The 15,796-nt window shown below is 67.5% G+C and carries 18 protein-coding genes; 6 read left to right on the top strand and 12 right to left on the bottom strand.

Annotated features, from left to right (window positions below; all coding sequences use genetic code 11):
* Positions 1-262: 262 nt before the first annotated feature.
* From NFL01S_RS02460 to NFL01S_RS02445, 4 genes are read right to left on the bottom strand one after another with little or no spacing between them, the layout of a single operon-like run.
* Complete coding sequence (locus NFL01S_RS02460) at positions 263-1,555, bottom strand: FAD-dependent oxidoreductase (protein ID WP_084492334.1); 1,293 nt, start codon at positions 1,553-1,555, stop codon at positions 263-265.
* A 14-nt stretch (positions 1,556-1,569) separates the two neighbouring features.
* Positions 1,570-2,196 carry a maleylpyruvate isomerase family mycothiol-dependent enzyme gene (locus NFL01S_RS35170; protein WP_157116170.1) on the bottom strand — a complete coding sequence of 209 codons (627 nt, stop codon included), beginning with the start codon at positions 2,194-2,196 and terminating at the stop codon, positions 1,570-1,572.
* On the bottom strand, positions 2,193-3,023 hold the full coding sequence (locus tag NFL01S_RS35165) for a fumarylacetoacetate hydrolase family protein (protein ID WP_062970934.1): 831 nt from the start codon (positions 3,021-3,023) through the stop codon (positions 2,193-2,195). The genes NFL01S_RS35170 and NFL01S_RS35165 overlap by 4 nt, the downstream gene beginning before the upstream one ends.
* On the bottom strand, positions 3,020-4,177 hold the full coding sequence (locus NFL01S_RS02445; protein ID WP_062970932.1) for a cupin domain-containing protein: 1,158 nt from the start codon (positions 4,175-4,177) through the stop codon (positions 3,020-3,022). The genes NFL01S_RS35165 and NFL01S_RS02445 overlap by 4 nt, the downstream gene beginning before the upstream one ends.
* 64 nt (positions 4,178-4,241) lie before the next feature.
* On the opposite strand from NFL01S_RS02445, the gene NFL01S_RS02440 reads away from it, so the two are divergent.
* Both NFL01S_RS02440 and NFL01S_RS35160 read left to right on the top strand, forming a co-directional pair.
* Positions 4,242-5,018: an IclR family transcriptional regulator gene (locus tag NFL01S_RS02440; RefSeq protein WP_062970930.1), complete on the top strand. Its 777-nt coding sequence runs from the start codon at positions 4,242-4,244 to the stop codon at positions 5,016-5,018.
* Positions 5,019-5,296: 278 nt separating this feature from the next.
* A complete protein-coding gene (locus NFL01S_RS35160; protein ID WP_062970928.1) occupies positions 5,297-5,608 on the top strand; it encodes a hypothetical protein in 312 nt (103 codons plus the stop codon).
* On the opposite strand, the gene NFL01S_RS34090 is transcribed toward NFL01S_RS35160, so the two are convergent.
* Entirely contained in the window at positions 5,535-5,807 is a 273-nt protein-coding gene (locus NFL01S_RS34090) for a Mut7-C RNAse domain-containing protein (RefSeq protein WP_245670500.1), read from the bottom strand. The two genes, NFL01S_RS35160 and NFL01S_RS34090, sit on opposite strands and share 74 nt — an antisense overlap.
* Between NFL01S_RS34090 and NFL01S_RS36700 the strand changes: the two genes are divergently transcribed.
* The gene (locus tag NFL01S_RS36700) at positions 5,700-5,942 is read left to right on the top strand and encodes a hypothetical protein (protein WP_245670504.1); all 243 of its coding nucleotides are present in this window, start codon (positions 5,700-5,702) and stop codon (positions 5,940-5,942) included. The two genes, NFL01S_RS34090 and NFL01S_RS36700, sit on opposite strands and share 108 nt — an antisense overlap.
* Positions 5,943-5,973: 31 nt before the next feature.
* Positions 5,974-7,182, top strand: a complete 1,209-nt coding sequence (locus tag NFL01S_RS02425) for a damage-control phosphatase ARMT1 family protein (RefSeq protein WP_062970924.1) — start codon at positions 5,974-5,976, stop codon at positions 7,180-7,182.
* A gap of 65 nt (positions 7,183-7,247) precedes the next feature.
* Here NFL01S_RS02425 and NFL01S_RS02420 read toward each other — a convergent pair whose 3' ends face one another.
* Positions 7,248-7,829 carry a CGNR zinc finger domain-containing protein gene (locus NFL01S_RS02420; protein ID WP_062970922.1) on the bottom strand — a complete coding sequence of 194 codons (582 nt, stop codon included), beginning with the start codon at positions 7,827-7,829 and terminating at the stop codon, positions 7,248-7,250.
* A 101-nt stretch (positions 7,830-7,930) separates the two neighbouring features.
* Here NFL01S_RS02420 and NFL01S_RS02415 point away from each other — a divergent pair, with 101 nt between their 5' ends.
* Complete coding sequence (locus NFL01S_RS02415; protein ID WP_062970920.1) at positions 7,931-9,103, top strand: epoxide hydrolase family protein; 1,173 nt, start codon at positions 7,931-7,933, stop codon at positions 9,101-9,103.
* 82 nt (positions 9,104-9,185) lie between these two features.
* Here the strand turns inward: NFL01S_RS02415 and NFL01S_RS02410 are convergent, their stop codons facing one another.
* The 6 genes from NFL01S_RS02410 to NFL01S_RS02390 all read right to left on the bottom strand — a co-directional run bounded on the left by NFL01S_RS02410 (position 9,186) and on the right by NFL01S_RS02390 (position 14,646).
* Complete coding sequence (locus tag NFL01S_RS02410; RefSeq protein WP_062970918.1) at positions 9,186-10,406, bottom strand: cytochrome P450; 1,221 nt, start codon at positions 10,404-10,406, stop codon at positions 9,186-9,188.
* A gap of 401 nt (positions 10,407-10,807) precedes the next feature.
* Complete coding sequence (locus tag NFL01S_RS36695; protein ID WP_245670499.1) at positions 10,808-10,879, bottom strand: excalibur calcium-binding domain-containing protein; 72 nt, start codon at positions 10,877-10,879, stop codon at positions 10,808-10,810.
* 200 nt (positions 10,880-11,079) lie between these two features.
* Positions 11,080-11,595, bottom strand: coding sequence for a hypothetical protein (locus NFL01S_RS02405; protein WP_062970916.1), 516 nt, complete (start codon positions 11,593-11,595; stop codon positions 11,080-11,082).
* Positions 11,592-12,071 (bottom strand): GreA/GreB family elongation factor, encoded by a 480-nt coding sequence (locus NFL01S_RS02400; protein ID WP_062970914.1) that lies wholly within the window; start codon positions 12,069-12,071, stop codon positions 11,592-11,594. The genes NFL01S_RS02405 and NFL01S_RS02400 overlap by 4 nt, the downstream gene beginning before the upstream one ends.
* A gap of 328 nt (positions 12,072-12,399) precedes the next feature.
* On the bottom strand, positions 12,400-13,947 hold the full coding sequence (locus NFL01S_RS02395; RefSeq protein WP_062970912.1) for a PucR family transcriptional regulator: 1,548 nt from the start codon (positions 13,945-13,947) through the stop codon (positions 12,400-12,402).
* Positions 13,948-14,058: 111 nt separating this feature from the next.
* Positions 14,059-14,646, bottom strand: a complete 588-nt coding sequence (locus NFL01S_RS02390) for a TetR/AcrR family transcriptional regulator (RefSeq protein WP_062970910.1) — start codon at positions 14,644-14,646, stop codon at positions 14,059-14,061.
* Between the two features lie 90 nt (positions 14,647-14,736).
* Between NFL01S_RS02390 and NFL01S_RS02385 the strand changes: the two genes are divergently transcribed.
* On the top strand, positions 14,737-15,789 hold the full coding sequence (locus NFL01S_RS02385) for an NAD(P)-dependent alcohol dehydrogenase (protein WP_062971350.1): 1,053 nt from the start codon (positions 14,737-14,739) through the stop codon (positions 15,787-15,789).
* Positions 15,790-15,796 lie beyond the last annotated feature (7 nt).

Genomic DNA, 15,796 nt, shown 5'->3' with positions numbered 1-15,796 from the left:
CCCCCGCTCCAGCTCGGCGCTCCGTTGCGACCGAAGGCGGACGCGCGCTCGATAGTCGATTCCGCCGCCCGCGCATTGTTTCTTTCTGCGAGCTCGGCGCGACCGCGGATCCGTGGCGCCGAGCTGTGTCGGTGCGGTCCAGCTCCACCTGCGCCGCTGCCGACCCCATCCGAGCAATAGAATGTGATGGGAGTCATATTTTACGGTGATGGGTGTGGCAGCGGCAAGGCGCGTCGCACTCCGGCATGGTGGTGAATTCCGACTACCGGGAAATCGGACCGAGAGATGCGCTGGCGCGAGTTCCCGCCGGCCCGCCGATCACCCGGTCGGCTGCTTCGAGCGGGATCGGCTCGAACATCGCCGGCTCGTCGTCGGGGAACAGCGCCGTGGGGCCGTAGATCCAGTCGGTGAACGTGTAGTCGCCGGTCTTCCGTGCCCGCAGCAGCACGTTCCGTTGCGCGCGTTTGCGGCCGTCGAGATGCCATAGTTCGCCCCAGGCCCGGGCCGTCAGGACGACCCGGCGACAGTGCTCCGGGCGCACCGCCTCGTATGCGGCCAACGCGCCCGCCCAGTCGACGGCGCCGTCGGTGCCGCGGAGCCGTTTCGTGTGTTCGGCGAGAACCCAGCCGTCCTCGATCGCCATGATCGCGCCCTGGGCCATGTACTGCAGTGGCGGATGCGCCGCGTCGCCGAGCAGTGCGATACGGCCGTCCACCCAGGTGCGGATCGGATCGCGGTCGTACATCCGCCACCATTTGTCCCGCCACATATGCGGTAGCCGCTGCTGGACGAAATCACAGGTCTCGGTGAATGCGGAGTCGAGTTCGTCCGGAGTCCCCCAGTCGTCGAGTCCCGCCCGCGCCCTCGGGGATTCGAATACCGCGACCTGATTGAGCAGATCGCCGCCACGCAGGCCGTAATGGACGAAATGGCAGCGCGGACCGACGTAAACGACCACTTCGGCGAGATCGACCGGCTGATCGACCTCGCTGATCGGCACCGTGCCGCGGTAGGCGACATACGCGGAGGACACCGGTTCGTCGTCGGAGAACAGTGTGCGGGCGACCGAGTGCAGGCCGTCGGCCGCCACCACGACCCCTGCCTCGTGCACGGTCCCGGTATCGGTGGTCGCTGCGGCTTTGCCGGGGTCCTGCGCGTAGGACACCACTCGCTGCTCGGTGAGCAATTCGACACCGGTCGCCCGGCACGCGTCCAGGAACAGGGTGTGCAGATCGCTGCGGTGGATGACCATGTACGGGAAGCCGTATTCCTGTTCGAGGTCGCGGAGGTCGAGCGCGGTCAGCTCGCTCCCGTCGATCGCGTCGCGCATCACCATCCGGTCGGGCACCACGCCGCGGGCCTTCGCCTCCTCGAGCAGACCGTAGTCGTCGAGGATACGGGTGCAGTTCGGGGCGAGCTGAATACCCGCCCCGACCTCGCCGAATTCCTTGGACCGTTCGAGGACGCGCACCCGCAGTCCGAGCCGGGACAAGGCGAAAGCAGTACTCAGTCCGCCGATTCCGCCGCCGACGATGAGGACGTCCGGAGTGTTCACAGTGCAGCTCTCCTCTACAGCCAGGGGCCGAGGTCGGCGACGTCGGCGAGCGAATGCGGACGACCGGCGAGATAAGCGGCCACCGCCGGCAGCGACCCGCCGGGTACCTCGTCGAGACAGCGTTTGCCCTGGATATCGGTGATCAGCGCGGTCAGGAAGTCGTCGGGAAGGTCCGCGAAGGTGGTGCCCATGCCGAGGTCGACGGCATGGACACACACCTCGCGCGCCCGCAGCCACGGGATCTCCGTGGCCGGGACGGTCCGGCCCTGGGCAGTGACGACTTCGGTGCGCCACTGCTCGCCGGTCAGGGCGGCCATGGCGTCGCCCAGTTCGTGTACCGACGCGTTCAGCCACTCCGTGAGTTCGGTGACGGGACGTTGCGCGCCGGCCTCGATATCGGCATTGCGCTGCTCGGGCGAGGTGTACATGGGCGTGCGCTCACCGGTCCGCGCCCAGCGTACGAGGTTGCCGAGTGCGTCCGCGTTGGCGGCCACATGCGCCACCACATGTTTCCGGGTCCAGCCGGGCAAAATGCTCGGCTGCGACATCTGCTGTTCGTTCGATCGCGCGACGTGTGTCGTGAACAGCGCCGTTCCGTGCTCGACCCACCTCAGTGAATCGGCGTGCGTCCGTGTGCTCACGACGCTTTCACGACCTGGTTGGTGCACGCTCCGAGGCCGGCAATGCGCGTGACGACGGTTTCGCCGCCGACGAGATAGACCTTGGGGTCGCGGGCATGGCCGACCCCGGCCGGAGTGCCGGTGGCGATCATATCGCCGGGGTTGAGCCGGATGACGGTCGAAACGTATTGCACGAGGCGCACCGGATCGAACAGCAGTGTGCCCGTATCGTCGCGCTGCATGATCTCGCCGTCGACGAGTGTCTCGACTTCGAGCGCCGGCCGGACCCCGCCGACCTCGTCGGGAGTGACGACATAGGGCCCGACCGGGGTGGAGGAGTCCCAGATCTTGCCCTGCGTCCATTCGATCGTCCGGAACTGCCAGTCCCGCACCGAAATATCGTTCATGACGGTGAAACCCGCGATGGCATCGGCAGCCTGTTCCTCGGTGGCCCGGCGAACCGGTGTACCGATCACGACCACCAATTCGACCTCCCAGTCGAATGCCTCGGTTTCGCCGGGTTTCACGATCGGATCGTTCGGTCCGATGAGGCTGTCGGCGAACTTCGGGAAAAGTGTCGGGTAGCTGGGCAGTTCGCGACCCATCTCCTTGATGTGATTCGTGTAGTTGTGCCCGACGCAGATCACCTTCGACGGGTTCGGCACCACCGGGGCCAGATCGGCGCCGTCCGCGGGCCAGGTCGCGCCCGTGGCCTTCGCAGCGGTCGTGGCCCAATCGTCCTGGGCGAACAGGACGCCGAGGTCGGAACAGCCGAGGTCGACGAGGGTGTCAGCGTCCAGACGGACCGCGCGGGTACCGCCGTCGACGCGGAGGGTGGCGAGTTTCATCGGATGATCTCCTGACGGTTGAGCTGGAGGGCCTCGAACACGGGAGTGTCCGAGAAACGGAAGAGGTCGAGCGCGCCGGAATCGGAATCGGTGCTACCGGCTTCGGAGGTGGCGGAGAAGGGCTCCCAGGACGGGACGACGAACAGATCGCCGCGGGTGACCGACCAGGACTTCTCGCCCACGGTCACCGTGCCGGAACCGTCGAACACCTGGTAGACCGCAGAACCGGTCTCGCGGACCGGGGCGGTGCCCGCGCCGCGGGCGATACGGTGGAACTCCGCGCGGATGGTGGGCAGGACGTCGGTCCCGTTGTGCGGGTTCGTGAATCGCACCGCCGCATGCCCGGGTTCGACGGTACCGCCGTACCCCTCTTTCTCCAGCAGTAGTTGATCGTTCAGTGCGGCGTCGGTGTGCTCCCACTTGTAGGCCAGTAGCGGCGATCCCGGCGCCACCTCACCCACCGACAGCGGTCGCAACCCCGGATGCCCCCACAACCGTTCCGACCGCGAGCGCTCCGGCGTGACCCGCTCGCCGGCGCTGACCTCCTCCCGGCCGAACTGAAAGAACTGCGATTCCACAACGTATTGGAACGGAATATCCAAACCGTCGATCCAGGCCATCGGTTCCGAAGTCGCATTGTGGTGCGCATGCCAATTCCAGCCGGCCTGTGGCAGGAAATCCCCGCGCCGCATCGGCACGGCATCCCCCTTCGCATCGTTTCCACTGCCACCCACCACTGTCCATACACCCGATCCCTCGACCACGAACCGGAACGCGTGCTGGGTGTGGCGATGCTCCGGGGCGTCCTCGCCCGGCATCAGATACTGGATCGCCGCCCACAATGTGGGGGTCGCGAACGGCCGGCCGCCGAGCGCCGGGTTCGCCAGCGCAATCGCCCGCCGTTCCCCGCCGCGGCCGACGGGCACGATATCGCCGGCCTTCGCCGCCAGGCGGAGCAGATTCTCCCACCGCCACATATGGGGGACCGCCCGCGAACGGGGATGTGCCGGCATGAGATCACCGATCTCGGTCCACAGCGGAACCAGCAGTTCCTGCTCGAACCCGCGATAGAGCTCCTCGAGGGCGGGTGTCACGTCCGGCTGATTCGGCGCGGCCACCGCCCGTAACCGGACGGGAGTGTCAGTCGTGCTCATATCGCCTACAGTGGCGTGCGTCGAGGCAGCAGAACATCAAATTCTGGAGAGCAGAACGAACCGCATGGGTAGCACCGAACCGAAGAATCCGCCGGCGTACGTCGTGACCAGCGCCGACCACGCGCTGCGGGCAGCGGTGATGCTGCAACTGGAGGGCGGGTTGACGGTCAGTCAGATTGCGGAACGCCTGGGGGTGGCGCGGTCGACGGCGCACCGGCTGCTGCAGACACTGGTGTACCGGGACTTCGCCGTGCAGGACCAGCAGCGCAAGTACTACCCGGGGCCGGTGCTCGAACTCGCCGCCCATTCGCAGTCACGAACCTCGCGGTTGCGGGCAGCCGCGCTACCGCATCTGCAGCGGCTCGTCGACCTGGTGGGGGAGTCGGCGAATCTCACGATCCGCACCGGAGATACCACACGGTTCATCGCCAGCGTGGAATGCCGGCAGGCACTGCGCGTGGGTTCCCGGGAAGGCATGGTGTTTCCCGCGCATCGCACCACCGCGGGCTTGGTGCTCCTCGCGGACCTCGAGCCGGACGAGGTGGAGGAACTCTACGACGAACACCGGTTCGCGGAGAGGGCGGATGAACGGCCGGACCTGCCGAGCCTGCGCGCCCAGCTGGGGCGCGTGGGCCGTGCGGGATTCGCCCTCAACAACGGGTTGTCCGAGCGCGGTGTGGTCGCGGTGGGTGTCCCGGTGCGTGATGCCGCCGGTGCCGCGGTGGCAGGGTTGTCTGTCTCGATGCCATCGGTCCGTTACGACCGGAATCGGCTGGCGCCCCTGGTCGCCACTCTTCACCGGGCCGCCGGTGCGATCGAAGCCGATCGCCTAGGCGATTGACAGCCGCCGCCCGGCCGATCCGGCGAACTCCCGATATCGCGGCCGCACGCCGGACCGCCGCCCCCGCGGCCGAATCGACGGCGGACAGCCCGGCTACCATCAGCGGGGCGGGATCGAAATAGGCGGCGCGCCGGGTTACTTCACCACTCGGGCCGAGCTCGAAAACGTCGACCGCGTCGATTCGCGCCGCGCAACCGCCGAGGGGGGCACCGAGCCGGTGTTCGATATACAAGCGGTCCGTAGACCCGGACCAGCCGAGCACCTCACTGTGCAGATCGGTGGCGAAGCTCCGCACCCTGTCCACGGCATCCCACCCTCGCTGCTTCCTGGTGGCGGGTGGGAATCACCGGCTGCACCAGTGCGATATCTTCGGCCATGAGGGGATCGAGGGCCCCCGGGCTGTCGACCTGCGCCCAGCCGGCGGCGAAGGTTCCCGCGACCGTTTCGTGGATCGCGGCACTTCCGAACTTCGTGACCTGCTGCGAACCGCCACCGGTGCCCTCGCGCAGGGGCTGCTCACCCGTCAGGAGCCGCGGCGGGCCCCGCAGGCGGGCCGGCCGGGTCGTGGACAGACCGGATCTGAGACATGATCCGGGCCACGAGTTGGTCGAGTCGGCGCTGGTGTGTCCCTGCCCAGTAGATCCGGTCGCAGCCGGTGCACCGGCGGAAACTGTGCTGCTCGTGGCGGGTACGCGGTGGGAGCCGATCGACGATATCGGCCTTCGCGACATCTTCCAGGCGTGCGCCGCAACGCAGGCAGCGGGTGAGCGGGGCCAGACGGCGGGACAGATCGAGGCGGTCGATGACTTCCACGGTCTGCTCGACCGGGAGATCGGCGCGAACGCTGCGCGCCGACGCCGCCAGGGCCGACGGCTGGTCGGCCGGCGACTACGCTTACCGGGGCCGCCGGAGCGGCGGCCGTGACCGCTGCCCGCCGACCCGCGAACGGAGTGTCATGGACTCGAACACGAACAATGCCCGGACCATCGTGTCCAGCGAACCGGGTTCGTTCGCATGGGGTGTGCTCACCCACCGGCATCCCGTCCTCATCGAACAGGCCGGCGAAGCGCACCCCTACCCACTCGGAATCCGGCACCGCCTCGACGAGCTGCGTGAACACATCACCGGAACTGTGCAGCCGCTGCCCGACGGCGGCGCCGGTAAATCGCGATGGGACCGGTGGGGCAGCGAAATGTATGGGCAGCGGTGGCTCGATGTTCCGTTCCTCTGGGCCGAAAGCTACTTCTATCACTTGCTACTCGACGCGGTGGGTTACTTCGGGCCCGGCCCGTGGCGGGGTATCGACCCGTTCACCCGTAAACGTGCTGAGCTCGAGGATCCGGCGCTCGCTACCGAGCTGTCGTCGGTGCCCGAGGGCGGAGTCCGTCCGCGGCGGGAGCAGTTGATCGCGCTCCTGGACGCCGCGCTGTGGGGGAATCGGGCGGATCTCGGGTTCCGCCTGTCGAATTCCTCGCCGGCCGACCGCGATGTGCCCGGCCGAATTCTCGAGGATCAGTCTGCCGAGGTGGCCGACCACCTCGAGACCTACGCCACGGGCAATATTTGCCTGATAGCCGACAATGCCGGCCGAGAACTGATCCCTGACCTGTTCCTCATCGACCACCTGCTCGGAGTGCACCGCGACCTCACTATCGACCTGCACCTCAAACCGCGGCCCTACTACGTCTCGGACGCCACCACCGGCGACTTACTGGCGACTCTCGAGCGTCTCGCGGGTATCCCCGGAGCCGCGCGCGCGACCGCGGCCCGGCTGGATTCCGCACTCAGGACGGGCCGGCTGCGGCTACGGACTCACGAGTTCTACTGTGCACCCTTGTCTTTTCATCACTTGCCCGGAGATCTGCGTGCCGAGCTCGGACGCGCCGACGCAGTGATCCTCAAAGGTGATCTCAACTACCGGCGACTCGTCGGAGACTGCCACTGGCCTGCCACAATCTCGTTCTCCACACTCACGCAATACTTTCCGGCCCGAGTGATCGCGTTGCGCACCCTCAAATGCGACGTGGCCGCGGGTATCGACGGGGGTATCGTCACAGAACTCGAGAAGAACGAACCGGATTGGCGGGTCAGCGGATCCCACGGCGTGGTGCAAATGAGCGCCGCGGCGACCGGCGGGACGAGTTCGGCACCGACGATCCGGTAGAGCGGCGGCGATATCGGCCAGGGCCGGTCCCGGGCCCGAAACCCAGCGCCACCCCGGTGGCGTTGTCATTTGTTCGTGCGGGGGCCCTGTCCTTGCGGTGGTTTGGCTTTGAAGCGCGCCTTCTTCTGGCGATTTCCACACGTGTTCATATCGCACCATTTGCGGGTGCGGCTCTGACTGGTATCGAAGAAGGCGGCCCGGCAGGTCGGCGATGCACACAAGGCCAATCTGCCGTCGCGTTCGCCGGCGAGGATGTCGATCGCGTCGGCGGCGATCACGCTGAGGGCGTCTTCCACACAGGAGGCCGAGCCGAGTTGCCAACGGCGATTGCCGTCGGGCGTCAGGACAGCTGCGGCCCGGCCCTGAGTACTGCAGTCATTGATGACTCGGACGGCAGCCCCAGGGAGCTGGTCCCGGGCCGCGGCGGCTGTCGCGGCGGCGTGAACTGATTCGCGCAGTTCCCGGGCGAGTTCGAGCTGGGCGGGGGTGCACGACTTCACGGCGAGGCCGTTCACTGCCAGCCAATCGACGAGACGCTGCGGCGTGGGAATGCGCTCCACGGCGTTACCGCAACGCTCCGTCAGGGTCGCCGTGAAGCTGGTCGCCAGCACGCTGCCGAGGCGAAAGTCGGGGAACTGATCGCGCATGGAACCACCTTAGCCGGTTGCCTGTCGATGCGAAGCATGTTAGAACCGTCTTAGCCGGTTCGCATCGTGGTGGCCGGTTCGGCGACAGCCAGGAGGTGCTCATGCCCCGTTCGACCAGCGATGTAGAACCATTCGAATCCCGCGAAACCGACACCGACCTCGACGATCTGCGTGCCCGGCTGGCCGCGGCACGGCTGCCGGAGGCCGAGACCGTCTATCGCGCCGCGCCCGGCCCGCGCCGATGGGACCAGGGCGTTCCGCTCACCGACCTCATCGATGTCGTGGACTATTGGCGCACCGAGTACGACTGGCGCCCTTTCGAAGAGCGTCTCAACCGGATCGGCCAGTACCGTACGGCCGTCGACGGGCTGGGCATCCACTTCCTGCACCGCCGGTCCGCGCGCGCAGACGCCACCCCATTGCTCATGACGCACGGCTGGCCCGACAGCATCGTCCGGTTCATCGGCATAGTCGACGAGCTGGCACATCCGCAAGACCCGGGCACGCCGGCATTCCATGTGGTGATCCCGTCGCTACCGGGCTTCGGCTACAGCGATAAGCCGGTCATGACAGGGTGGGGAACCGAGAAGATCGCGGCCGCCTGGGTGGCATTGATGGAAAGGCTCGGCTACCGCGAATTCCTGGCCCACGGTGGCGACTGGGGCGGCAATATCACCTCGGTTCTCGCCGGTAGATTTCCGGACCGGATACTCGGTATCCACACGACATTCGCGGAGGCTCCGCCCGGGGTGTCCACGGCGGGGCTGACCGATACCGAGCGGAGGTGGGCCGAGGAAACCCGCGATTTCTGGGGCCGGCGCGCGGCATACGCGAAACAGCAGGCGACCCGGCCACAGACCATCGGCTACTCGCTCGTCGATTCACCCGTCGGGCTGCTGGCCTGGATCCTCGACAAGTTCGCCGAATGGTCCGATACCGAAGACAGCCCGTTCGAGACGATATCCAGAGACCGCGTCCTCGACAATGTCACCCTGTACTGGCTGACGCGGACCGGCGCATCTGCGGCCCGTATCTACTACGAAAGCCACAACTCGTTCGACCCCGAACTCCGGATCGATGTTCCGTCAGCGCTCACCATGTACCCGCGCGACGTGGAGAAGTGCCCACGCCCCTGGGCGCAGCAGCGATACCGGCACATCGTCCGGTGGAGTACGCCGGAATCCGGTGGGCATTTCCCGTCGTTGGAGGTCCCCGAGTATTTTCTCGGGGACCTCCGAGAAGGCCTCGCGGCAGTGCTGGCCGCCGGACGATGAACACGGCAGGGCGCCGTGGCCCGGAATCGAAACCGGATCGGGTCTGCGAACCGAGTGCACTGCACAGCGGGGGTGCTCGAGTTCAGTGCTCGCCTGCCCGATCCCGTTGTCCGTTGGGGGTATCGGCCTCGACGATCATGTTTCGGAGGGTGTAGCCGCCGATTGCGTCGTTGGCACCGACTCGGGGCGGGGAGTGCAGACGGACCCCGGGCATGGCGAGCAGTTTGCTGAGGAAGATATCGGTCTCGACGATGGCGATCGTCGCTCCGGGGCATTTGTGCGGGCCGTCGCCGAAGGACAGGACCGGGGCGGTGGCGTCGGTCCGAGGTCGGGCGAGGCAGAGCGTCAACGGGCTGTCACCGACCGCGGCCCGGTCGGTGTTGGTGGCCGCGATATCGATATCGATGAGTTGTCCGGGGTCGACCGTCACCGATCTGCCGTCGCCGGGAAGCTCCACGGGAGCCGTGGTGCGGCGCAGGAGGTGCGCGACCACGGGTTCGAGCCGGAGAATTTCGTGCAGGATGGCGATACGCTCGGGTTCCTCGGCGGTGCGGTAGCGGTCCCGGAGGGGCTCGTCGGTGAACAGGTGCCAGGCGGCAACGGTGATGTACTCGCGGGTGGTCACCATTCCTGCCGCGGCGAAAGTAATACATTCGCCGAGGATCTCGACCGAGGAGCAGCCCTCGTCGAGCAGATGCGAGATCAGGTCGTCCCGGCGCCGGACGCGACGGGCGCGGACCGCGGGGCGCACATCGCTGAGGAAGATGCTCGACCAGTTCCGCGCCTGCCGCCACATCCAGTAGAGGCCGTCGACGGTGGTGAATCCCGGTGAGCCGAACTCCTCGGGAAAGAACCGCTCCAACCGCCGAGTCAGCCCGGGACGACTCTCGGTGAGGCCGATCACCGAGCACACCACCCCGATCGCCAGTCCGAAAGCGAGATCCGCGAAATCCGCCCGGCCGTTGTCGCGAAGAACGGCCAGTTGCCGGTCGGCCAGGTCTCCGATGAAGCCCCGGTACGATTCGTCGACGCGGCGGGGCGTGAAGAAGCGCGCGGTCTGGCGCCGGTGCTCCCGATGCTCCGGGCCGTCCCGGTACAGCACCGGACGACGGATACGAGCGGGCAGATTATCGAGTGTCTCCACTCCCAACCCGGCTTGGACCGTATAGGGGCTGCGCAATGCGGCGCGAGCGGCAGCGTAATCCCGCACGAGCCATACCCCGTCGGCGTTTCTGATGACCGGGCAGCCACCGACGGCCTGATCGCGGTTGATCTTGCGTGCGTCGGTGCGGTCTGTCGGCATGATCCCGGTCCTCTCGTCGGCGCGCGATATCGGGCGGTTCGCTACTTCCGGCGGTGCTGGTGCGCCGGTCGCGGCAACCTCCGAATCTCTCGAATAATCTTGCGGGAGAGCGGTGCCCGATGTCACGTGTGCGCCTTTTCCGATGGGAAATCACCGGCCGGTCCAATCCGAGGTCGGTGGTGACTTCGGTGAGTGCAGGGTGCCGGGGCACAATGCCGGCGGATCGTGCTGTGTGACGCCAGTCGGGACTCGCCGAGCAGCCGGTTGTAGATGTCGGCATCGGATGAAGAACAACAGCAGTGTGGGCTGGCTGCGCCGGTTAAGGGAGGCGATGATTTCGTGCACCCACGGGAACCGGCCCAACCGAAGTGGATGGTTGGGTCGGTTTCTGGGGATCAACGCTAGGTTTCGCAGCCGACGCCGTCTCCGTCACGGTCGAGGTGCGGTGCATAGCCTGGCTGGCCGGCATGGATGGGGGGCGGCGGCAGCGCGGACCCCGTCGCAATTCTTGTAGTCCACGCGCGGCGCGGGTGGGACCGCAGGGGTGATGATTGTGTTTCGCGCTACGTTTGAACTCGATCAGGGTGGGGTGAAGGCTCGCTCGGCCGATCTTGCCGCGACATAGCGGGCAAGATGAGCGACGGTGGCCCATGGTTCTCCGGGCGAGGCGGCGCTACCAGGATTCGCTGTATCGCAGTGGTGAGTGCGCGCCCGGCCGGACGTCGGGTATCAGAACCGTGGTGTGCCAGCGGTCTCCCTCCCACAGCTGTTCTGGGAGGTCGGTGTGCAGCCGGTGTTCGAAGGGTTCGGCGAGTGCGATCACCAGGGTGGTGCGTTCGACCAGGCGGCGGCGTTCCCAGGTCATCGGGCCCGAGACTTCCAGTACTCCGGGCCCTGGGCCGACGGTCGCGGGAATGTTCACCGCGAGCGGCTCCGCGGTCCAAGTGGTGGGGTAGTCGTAGTAGCGGGCGGCGTAGGTGCGGGGGGCGGTTTCGGTGCCGAAGGACAGTGCGGAGAGTGCCCAATCGATATCGGGGAGGCCGAACAGCTCCCAGAACTGTGCCGAGAGCCAGGAATGGATGGGAAGAGCGATCGTCCGGTCGTCCCGGACGATCGCTGGGGAGTCGATGTGTAAGAGGGTGATTTCGGTGGTGCGGGTGCGCATGCTCGGGGTCGTCAGATCGATCATCGGGCGGGGCGAGGTGCGGCTGTGACGGTGTGGCTGTAGGGGACGGCGTCGAGCAAGGTGACTGCGATTTCGGTGCCGTTGGGCACCTTGTAGCTGCGCTGGTCACCGCGGCGGGCGCCGGTGAGTGCGGCGCCGAGGGGGGAATCGGGGGAGTAGACCTCGAGTTCGCTGTGTTCGGCATCGCGGCTGCCGAGCAGGAAGGTTTCGGTGTCGTCGGTGCCGTCGTAGCGGATCGTGAGCACCATGCCGGGTTCGGCGATTCCGTCGTCCGGTGGGTCTTCGCCGAAGACGGCGTTGCTCAGCAGGTTCCGGATATGGGCGATGCGGTTCTGGCGCTGGTGCCGGGCGGCGAACTGATCTTGTGTATCGGCGGCCTCGGTATGGCCGGCGTTTTCGATGGCGAGCAGTTCGGCGAGCTCGTCCTCGAGTTGTTCGCGGGCGTGCGTTGTCAGCCAGATAGGCGAGCTGCTGGTCATGTCCGTCCTACAGGGTCGTCAGGGAAAGGTGGGTTCGGCCGTCGGGGCGGTGGAGGGAGGGAGAAGAGGGCCGCCCCGACGGCAGAACTCCGTGGAGCCGGGTTCTCGGGACACCGGCTCCACGGATTTGGGGGAATGGCCGAAGGGCTCAGCCGGGTGCCGGATTCACCACCCGGCACCGTGCTGCTCGTTCGCGGTCGAGCCGACTCGTTACGCGCGCCATGCTCACCTCCACGTCGAACGATGCGCTTTACAGCCATGATGACCCGGCGGCCGCCGGGGTGCATGTCCGGCCGGCACAGTTTTGGTCCTGTCAGTTGTTCGATCTCTACAGCGATGGGCGGTCGTCGCCGAACGCGGCGAGGTCGATCGTCATCGCGAGGCGCGTGCGCGCATCCTCCAGATCCAGGACGGCGACTTCTCGCATCTTGCGCAGCCGGTTGCGAACGGTGTTCGGGTGGACGCCGAGCTGGGTGGCGGCTTCGGCGAGATCGCCCTGGGCATCGAGCCATGCGCGCAGCGTCGCGACGAAGGCGGTGGCATGCGCGCTGTCGTATCGGCGCAGCTCGGCGACGGGGCCGCGGGCGGGTATCCGGCCGGTCTGCGCGGCAGTGCGCAGCCGTTGCAGCAGGATCTCGCCCCAGGATTCGTCATAGGCGGGGGAGTCGCTATCGGTCGCCCCCTGTTCGTGCAATGTCAGGCATTCGTCGGCTTCCTGCCGTGAGTCCGGCAGAGCGGTGGCTGTGGCGGGCCCGCCGATTCCGGCCGACAGCGTGACTCGGGCGGGCAACGCGGCCCGCAGGGCGGTGACCCAGTCGCGGGCGGTGCGGACGTGCTCGCCGGGCAGGATCGTATAGACGGTGTTGTCCGACAGTGTGCTGCGTCCCGGACGAGACCAGCCGAAACCGAAGGTGGCCTGTTCGAAGGCGAGCAGCAAACCGGCATGGCGTTCTGCCGCGATTCGAGCGCGCACCGCGACCACCCGCAGCGGCGCCGGTGCCAGCCCGAGCCGGCCGGTCACGGTCGCCGCGTCGGGGCTGCCCTCCAGCAGCCGGATCACCAGATCCGATTCCACCTGACGCTCCAGATCCGCGCTGGCCCGCGACCGCAGCAGATGCAGGGCCACCGTGCGGGCACCGTCGGTGAGCGCGGCCCGCCGGGCGCGGGGCAACGGCTGCGCGCAGGCCACCCATACCGAGCCCAGAAGTTCGCGCCCTACGCGCACCGCGACCACCATCCGCCCGTCGAGTCCGAGTCCGGCATCCGGTTCGACGAACAGCGGCTCGTCGGATCGCAGCAGATGAGCGGGTACACCGCGCGATTCGGCGAGTTCGCGCAGCGCGGCCGGCTGTTGCCGATGCAGGACTGTCTCCGCCAGTGCCGGGTCGGCCGTACCGTGCAGGGTGGAGTGGGCGATCACGCGCGACAGTGGATCTTCGATGGTCACCGTCGCGTCGACTGCATCCGCGAGGCTGTCCGCCAGGGCGAAAAGATCCGTCGGTCCCCGTCCGGACGCTGTTTCGCGACCTTCGAGCACCAGCCCGTACACCACGCCGGCGAGCTGGCTCCACGCCACCGCGGGATCCACTACCAGCACCGCGACTCCACCGCCGGGCCCGATGGCGGCCGCCTCCCGTTCGGCGTCGGCGCCGCCACGGACGAGTACCGCGACCGCTTTCGCTGCCCGCGCCCCGAGGACCGCTTCGCTCACCGACCCGGTGCCCACGGCGAGGAAGATATCGCCGGGCGTCGTTTCCGTCCCGGCGGCATCGTGCATCGCGACGCTGCGGATCATGGTCGCCCGCGATACCGGGCAGTAGCGCAACCGCACGCCGTACCCGCCGAGCACGTTGACGAGATGATCCAACCGCACCATGAGCGACTCCTGTCCACACCGGTTCCGTCACCGTAACCGCCGCCCCGCGTCGCGCGCGGTTCTCGGCGAGGGCGGAGACGGACCGGGCGAACGTGTAGTGCGGCGGTGGGCTCAGGTCGTCATCACGGCACGCCGGACGGTTTCGCGGAGCAGTGCGCGACGCCGGTCGTGCGTCTCCCGCGGTTCTTCCGCGGTGGCGGCGTAGACGTTGCTGACCGGGGACCAGGCCATGGACATAGAGATCACCAGGGCCATCACGTCGAAAGGGTCGCCGGGGCGGACGAGCCCTGCGGTCTGCGCGTCGGCGATGACGCGCAGTTTGTGATCGTCGAGCCGGTCGGCGTCGTCGACCAGGTGGCCGGCCGGCCGGCGCTCCAGGCGAGCCCAGGTGGCGAGCCGGATCAGGTCGGGACGGCGGAGGTATTCGTCGTACAACCGCACCGCCCAGTCCGCGAGATCGGTCGCGTCGATGGGTACGACGTTCACGATGCGTTCCAGTGAACCGGTGAAGATGGCGTCGAAGAGGCCGTCCTTACTGCCGAAATAGCCATAGAGCTGCGCCTTGTTCGTGCGCGCGTCCGCGACGATCCGTTCGATCCGCGCCCCGGCGATGCCGTGCGCGGCGAACTCACGGGTCGCCGCCTCGAGAATGCGGTCGCGGGTGGCGGCGCCGCGGGCGGTCAGGGGCCGGTCGGTCATGGACACAATTTACAACAGAACAGTCTGTTTACCGATTGCAGATCCCGGGCTACGCTCAATAGACAGAATAGTCTGTTTAAGGAGATGGATATGAGAACAACGGTCGGCTGGCACGCGGCGGATGCCGCGACGCTACAGCGGGCACCCGTCCGGCGTCGCACACTGCGCCCGGACGATATCGCGGTGCGCGTGGACTACTGCGGTGTCTGCCACACCGACCTCCATGCCGTCCGCGGTTACCGCGGCGAGCCCGGCCCGATGCTCGTACCGGGACACGAATTCACGGGTGTGGTAACAGAAGTCGGCAGTGAAGTGGCCGGATTCGAGATCGGTGATCCGGTCGCGGTCGGCAATATCGTCGACTCCTGCGGTGACTGCGCCATGTGCCGGGCCGGTCAGGAGAATTTCTGCCGCGAGTTTCCCACGCTCACCTACGGCGGCACCGACCGGCGCGACGGGTCGGCCACCCTGGGGGCCTACTCCCGCGAATACCTGGTCCGCGACCGATTCGCCTACCACCTGCCCGACGGGCTCGATCCCGCCGGTGCGGCACCTTTGCTGTGTGCCGGCATCACGGTCTGGGAGCCGCTGCGGGCGCTCGGGGCCGGGCCGGGTACCCGCGTCGCGGTGGTCGGACTGGGCGGCCTGGGTCATCTGGCGGTCAAACTGGCCGTCGCGCTGGGTGCCGAGACCGCGGTGGTCAGCAGATCCCGGGGCAAAGCCACCGACGCCCGCAGGCTCGGCGCACACGAGTTCCTGGTCTCCACCGACGATTCCGACATGAACGCGGCCGGCGACAGTTTCGATATCGTGATCGATACGATTTCCGTCCCGCACGATCTCGGCCCCTATCTAGGGCTGGTGGCCCTCGACGGCACGCTCAGCCAGGTCGGCTACCTGGGCCCGGTTACCGTGCAGACCACCGATCTGCTCATCGGCCGCAAGAAACTCGGCTCGGCCGGCAGTGGTGGCCGCCCCGCCACCTCTGCCCTCCTGGACTTCTGTGCCCGGCACGACATCACCGCCGATATCGAAGTCCTGCCGTCGGCGCGCGTGAACGAAGCCCTCGACCGGCTCGAACGCAACGACGTCCGCTACCGTTTCGTGCTCGACCTGTCCGACCTGGACCGATCGAGTATCTGATCGGAGA

Source organism: Nocardia flavorosea NBRC 108225 (assembly GCF_001613385.1).
GTDB classification, from domain to species: Bacteria; Actinomycetota; Actinomycetes; order Mycobacteriales; family Mycobacteriaceae; genus Nocardia; species Nocardia flavorosea.
This window is presented reverse-complemented; position numbering and strand designations above follow the sequence as displayed.

What these genes read in the sequence shown, in the direction of transcription:
- NFL01S_RS02405 (WP_062970916.1), bottom strand. Translation starts at nt 11,595, where the DNA reads ATGATCGATCTGACGACCCCGAGCATGCGCACCCGCACCACCGAAATC.
- NFL01S_RS02410 (WP_062970918.1), bottom strand. Translation starts at nt 10,406, where the DNA reads ATGCCGACAGACCGCACCGACGCACGCAAGATCAACCGCGATCAGGCC.
- NFL01S_RS02390 (WP_062970910.1), bottom strand. Translation starts at nt 14,646, where the DNA reads ATGACCGACCGGCCCCTGACCGCCCGCGGCGCCGCCACCCGCGACCGC.
- NFL01S_RS02425 (WP_062970924.1), top strand. Translation starts at nt 5,974, where the DNA reads ATGGACTCGAACACGAACAATGCCCGGACCATCGTGTCCAGCGAACCG.
- NFL01S_RS02400 (WP_062970914.1), bottom strand. Translation starts at nt 12,071, where the DNA reads ATGACCAGCAGCTCGCCTATCTGGCTGACAACGCACGCCCGCGAACAA.
- NFL01S_RS02440 (WP_062970930.1), top strand. Translation starts at nt 4,242, where the DNA reads ATGGGTAGCACCGAACCGAAGAATCCGCCGGCGTACGTCGTGACCAGC.
- NFL01S_RS02420 (WP_062970922.1), bottom strand. Translation starts at nt 7,829, where the DNA reads ATGCGCGATCAGTTCCCCGACTTTCGCCTCGGCAGCGTGCTGGCGACC.
- NFL01S_RS02445 (WP_062970932.1), bottom strand. Translation starts at nt 4,177, where the DNA reads ATGAGCACGACTGACACTCCCGTCCGGTTACGGGCGGTGGCCGCGCCG.
- NFL01S_RS35165 (WP_062970934.1), bottom strand. Translation starts at nt 3,023, where the DNA reads ATGAAACTCGCCACCCTCCGCGTCGACGGCGGTACCCGCGCGGTCCGT.
- NFL01S_RS02395 (WP_062970912.1), bottom strand. Translation starts at nt 13,947, where the DNA reads ATGGTGCGGTTGGATCATCTCGTCAACGTGCTCGGCGGGTACGGCGTG.
- NFL01S_RS02385 (WP_062971350.1), top strand. Translation starts at nt 14,737, where the DNA reads ATGAGAACAACGGTCGGCTGGCACGCGGCGGATGCCGCGACGCTACAG.
- NFL01S_RS02415 (WP_062970920.1), top strand. Translation starts at nt 7,931, where the DNA reads ATGCCCCGTTCGACCAGCGATGTAGAACCATTCGAATCCCGCGAAACC.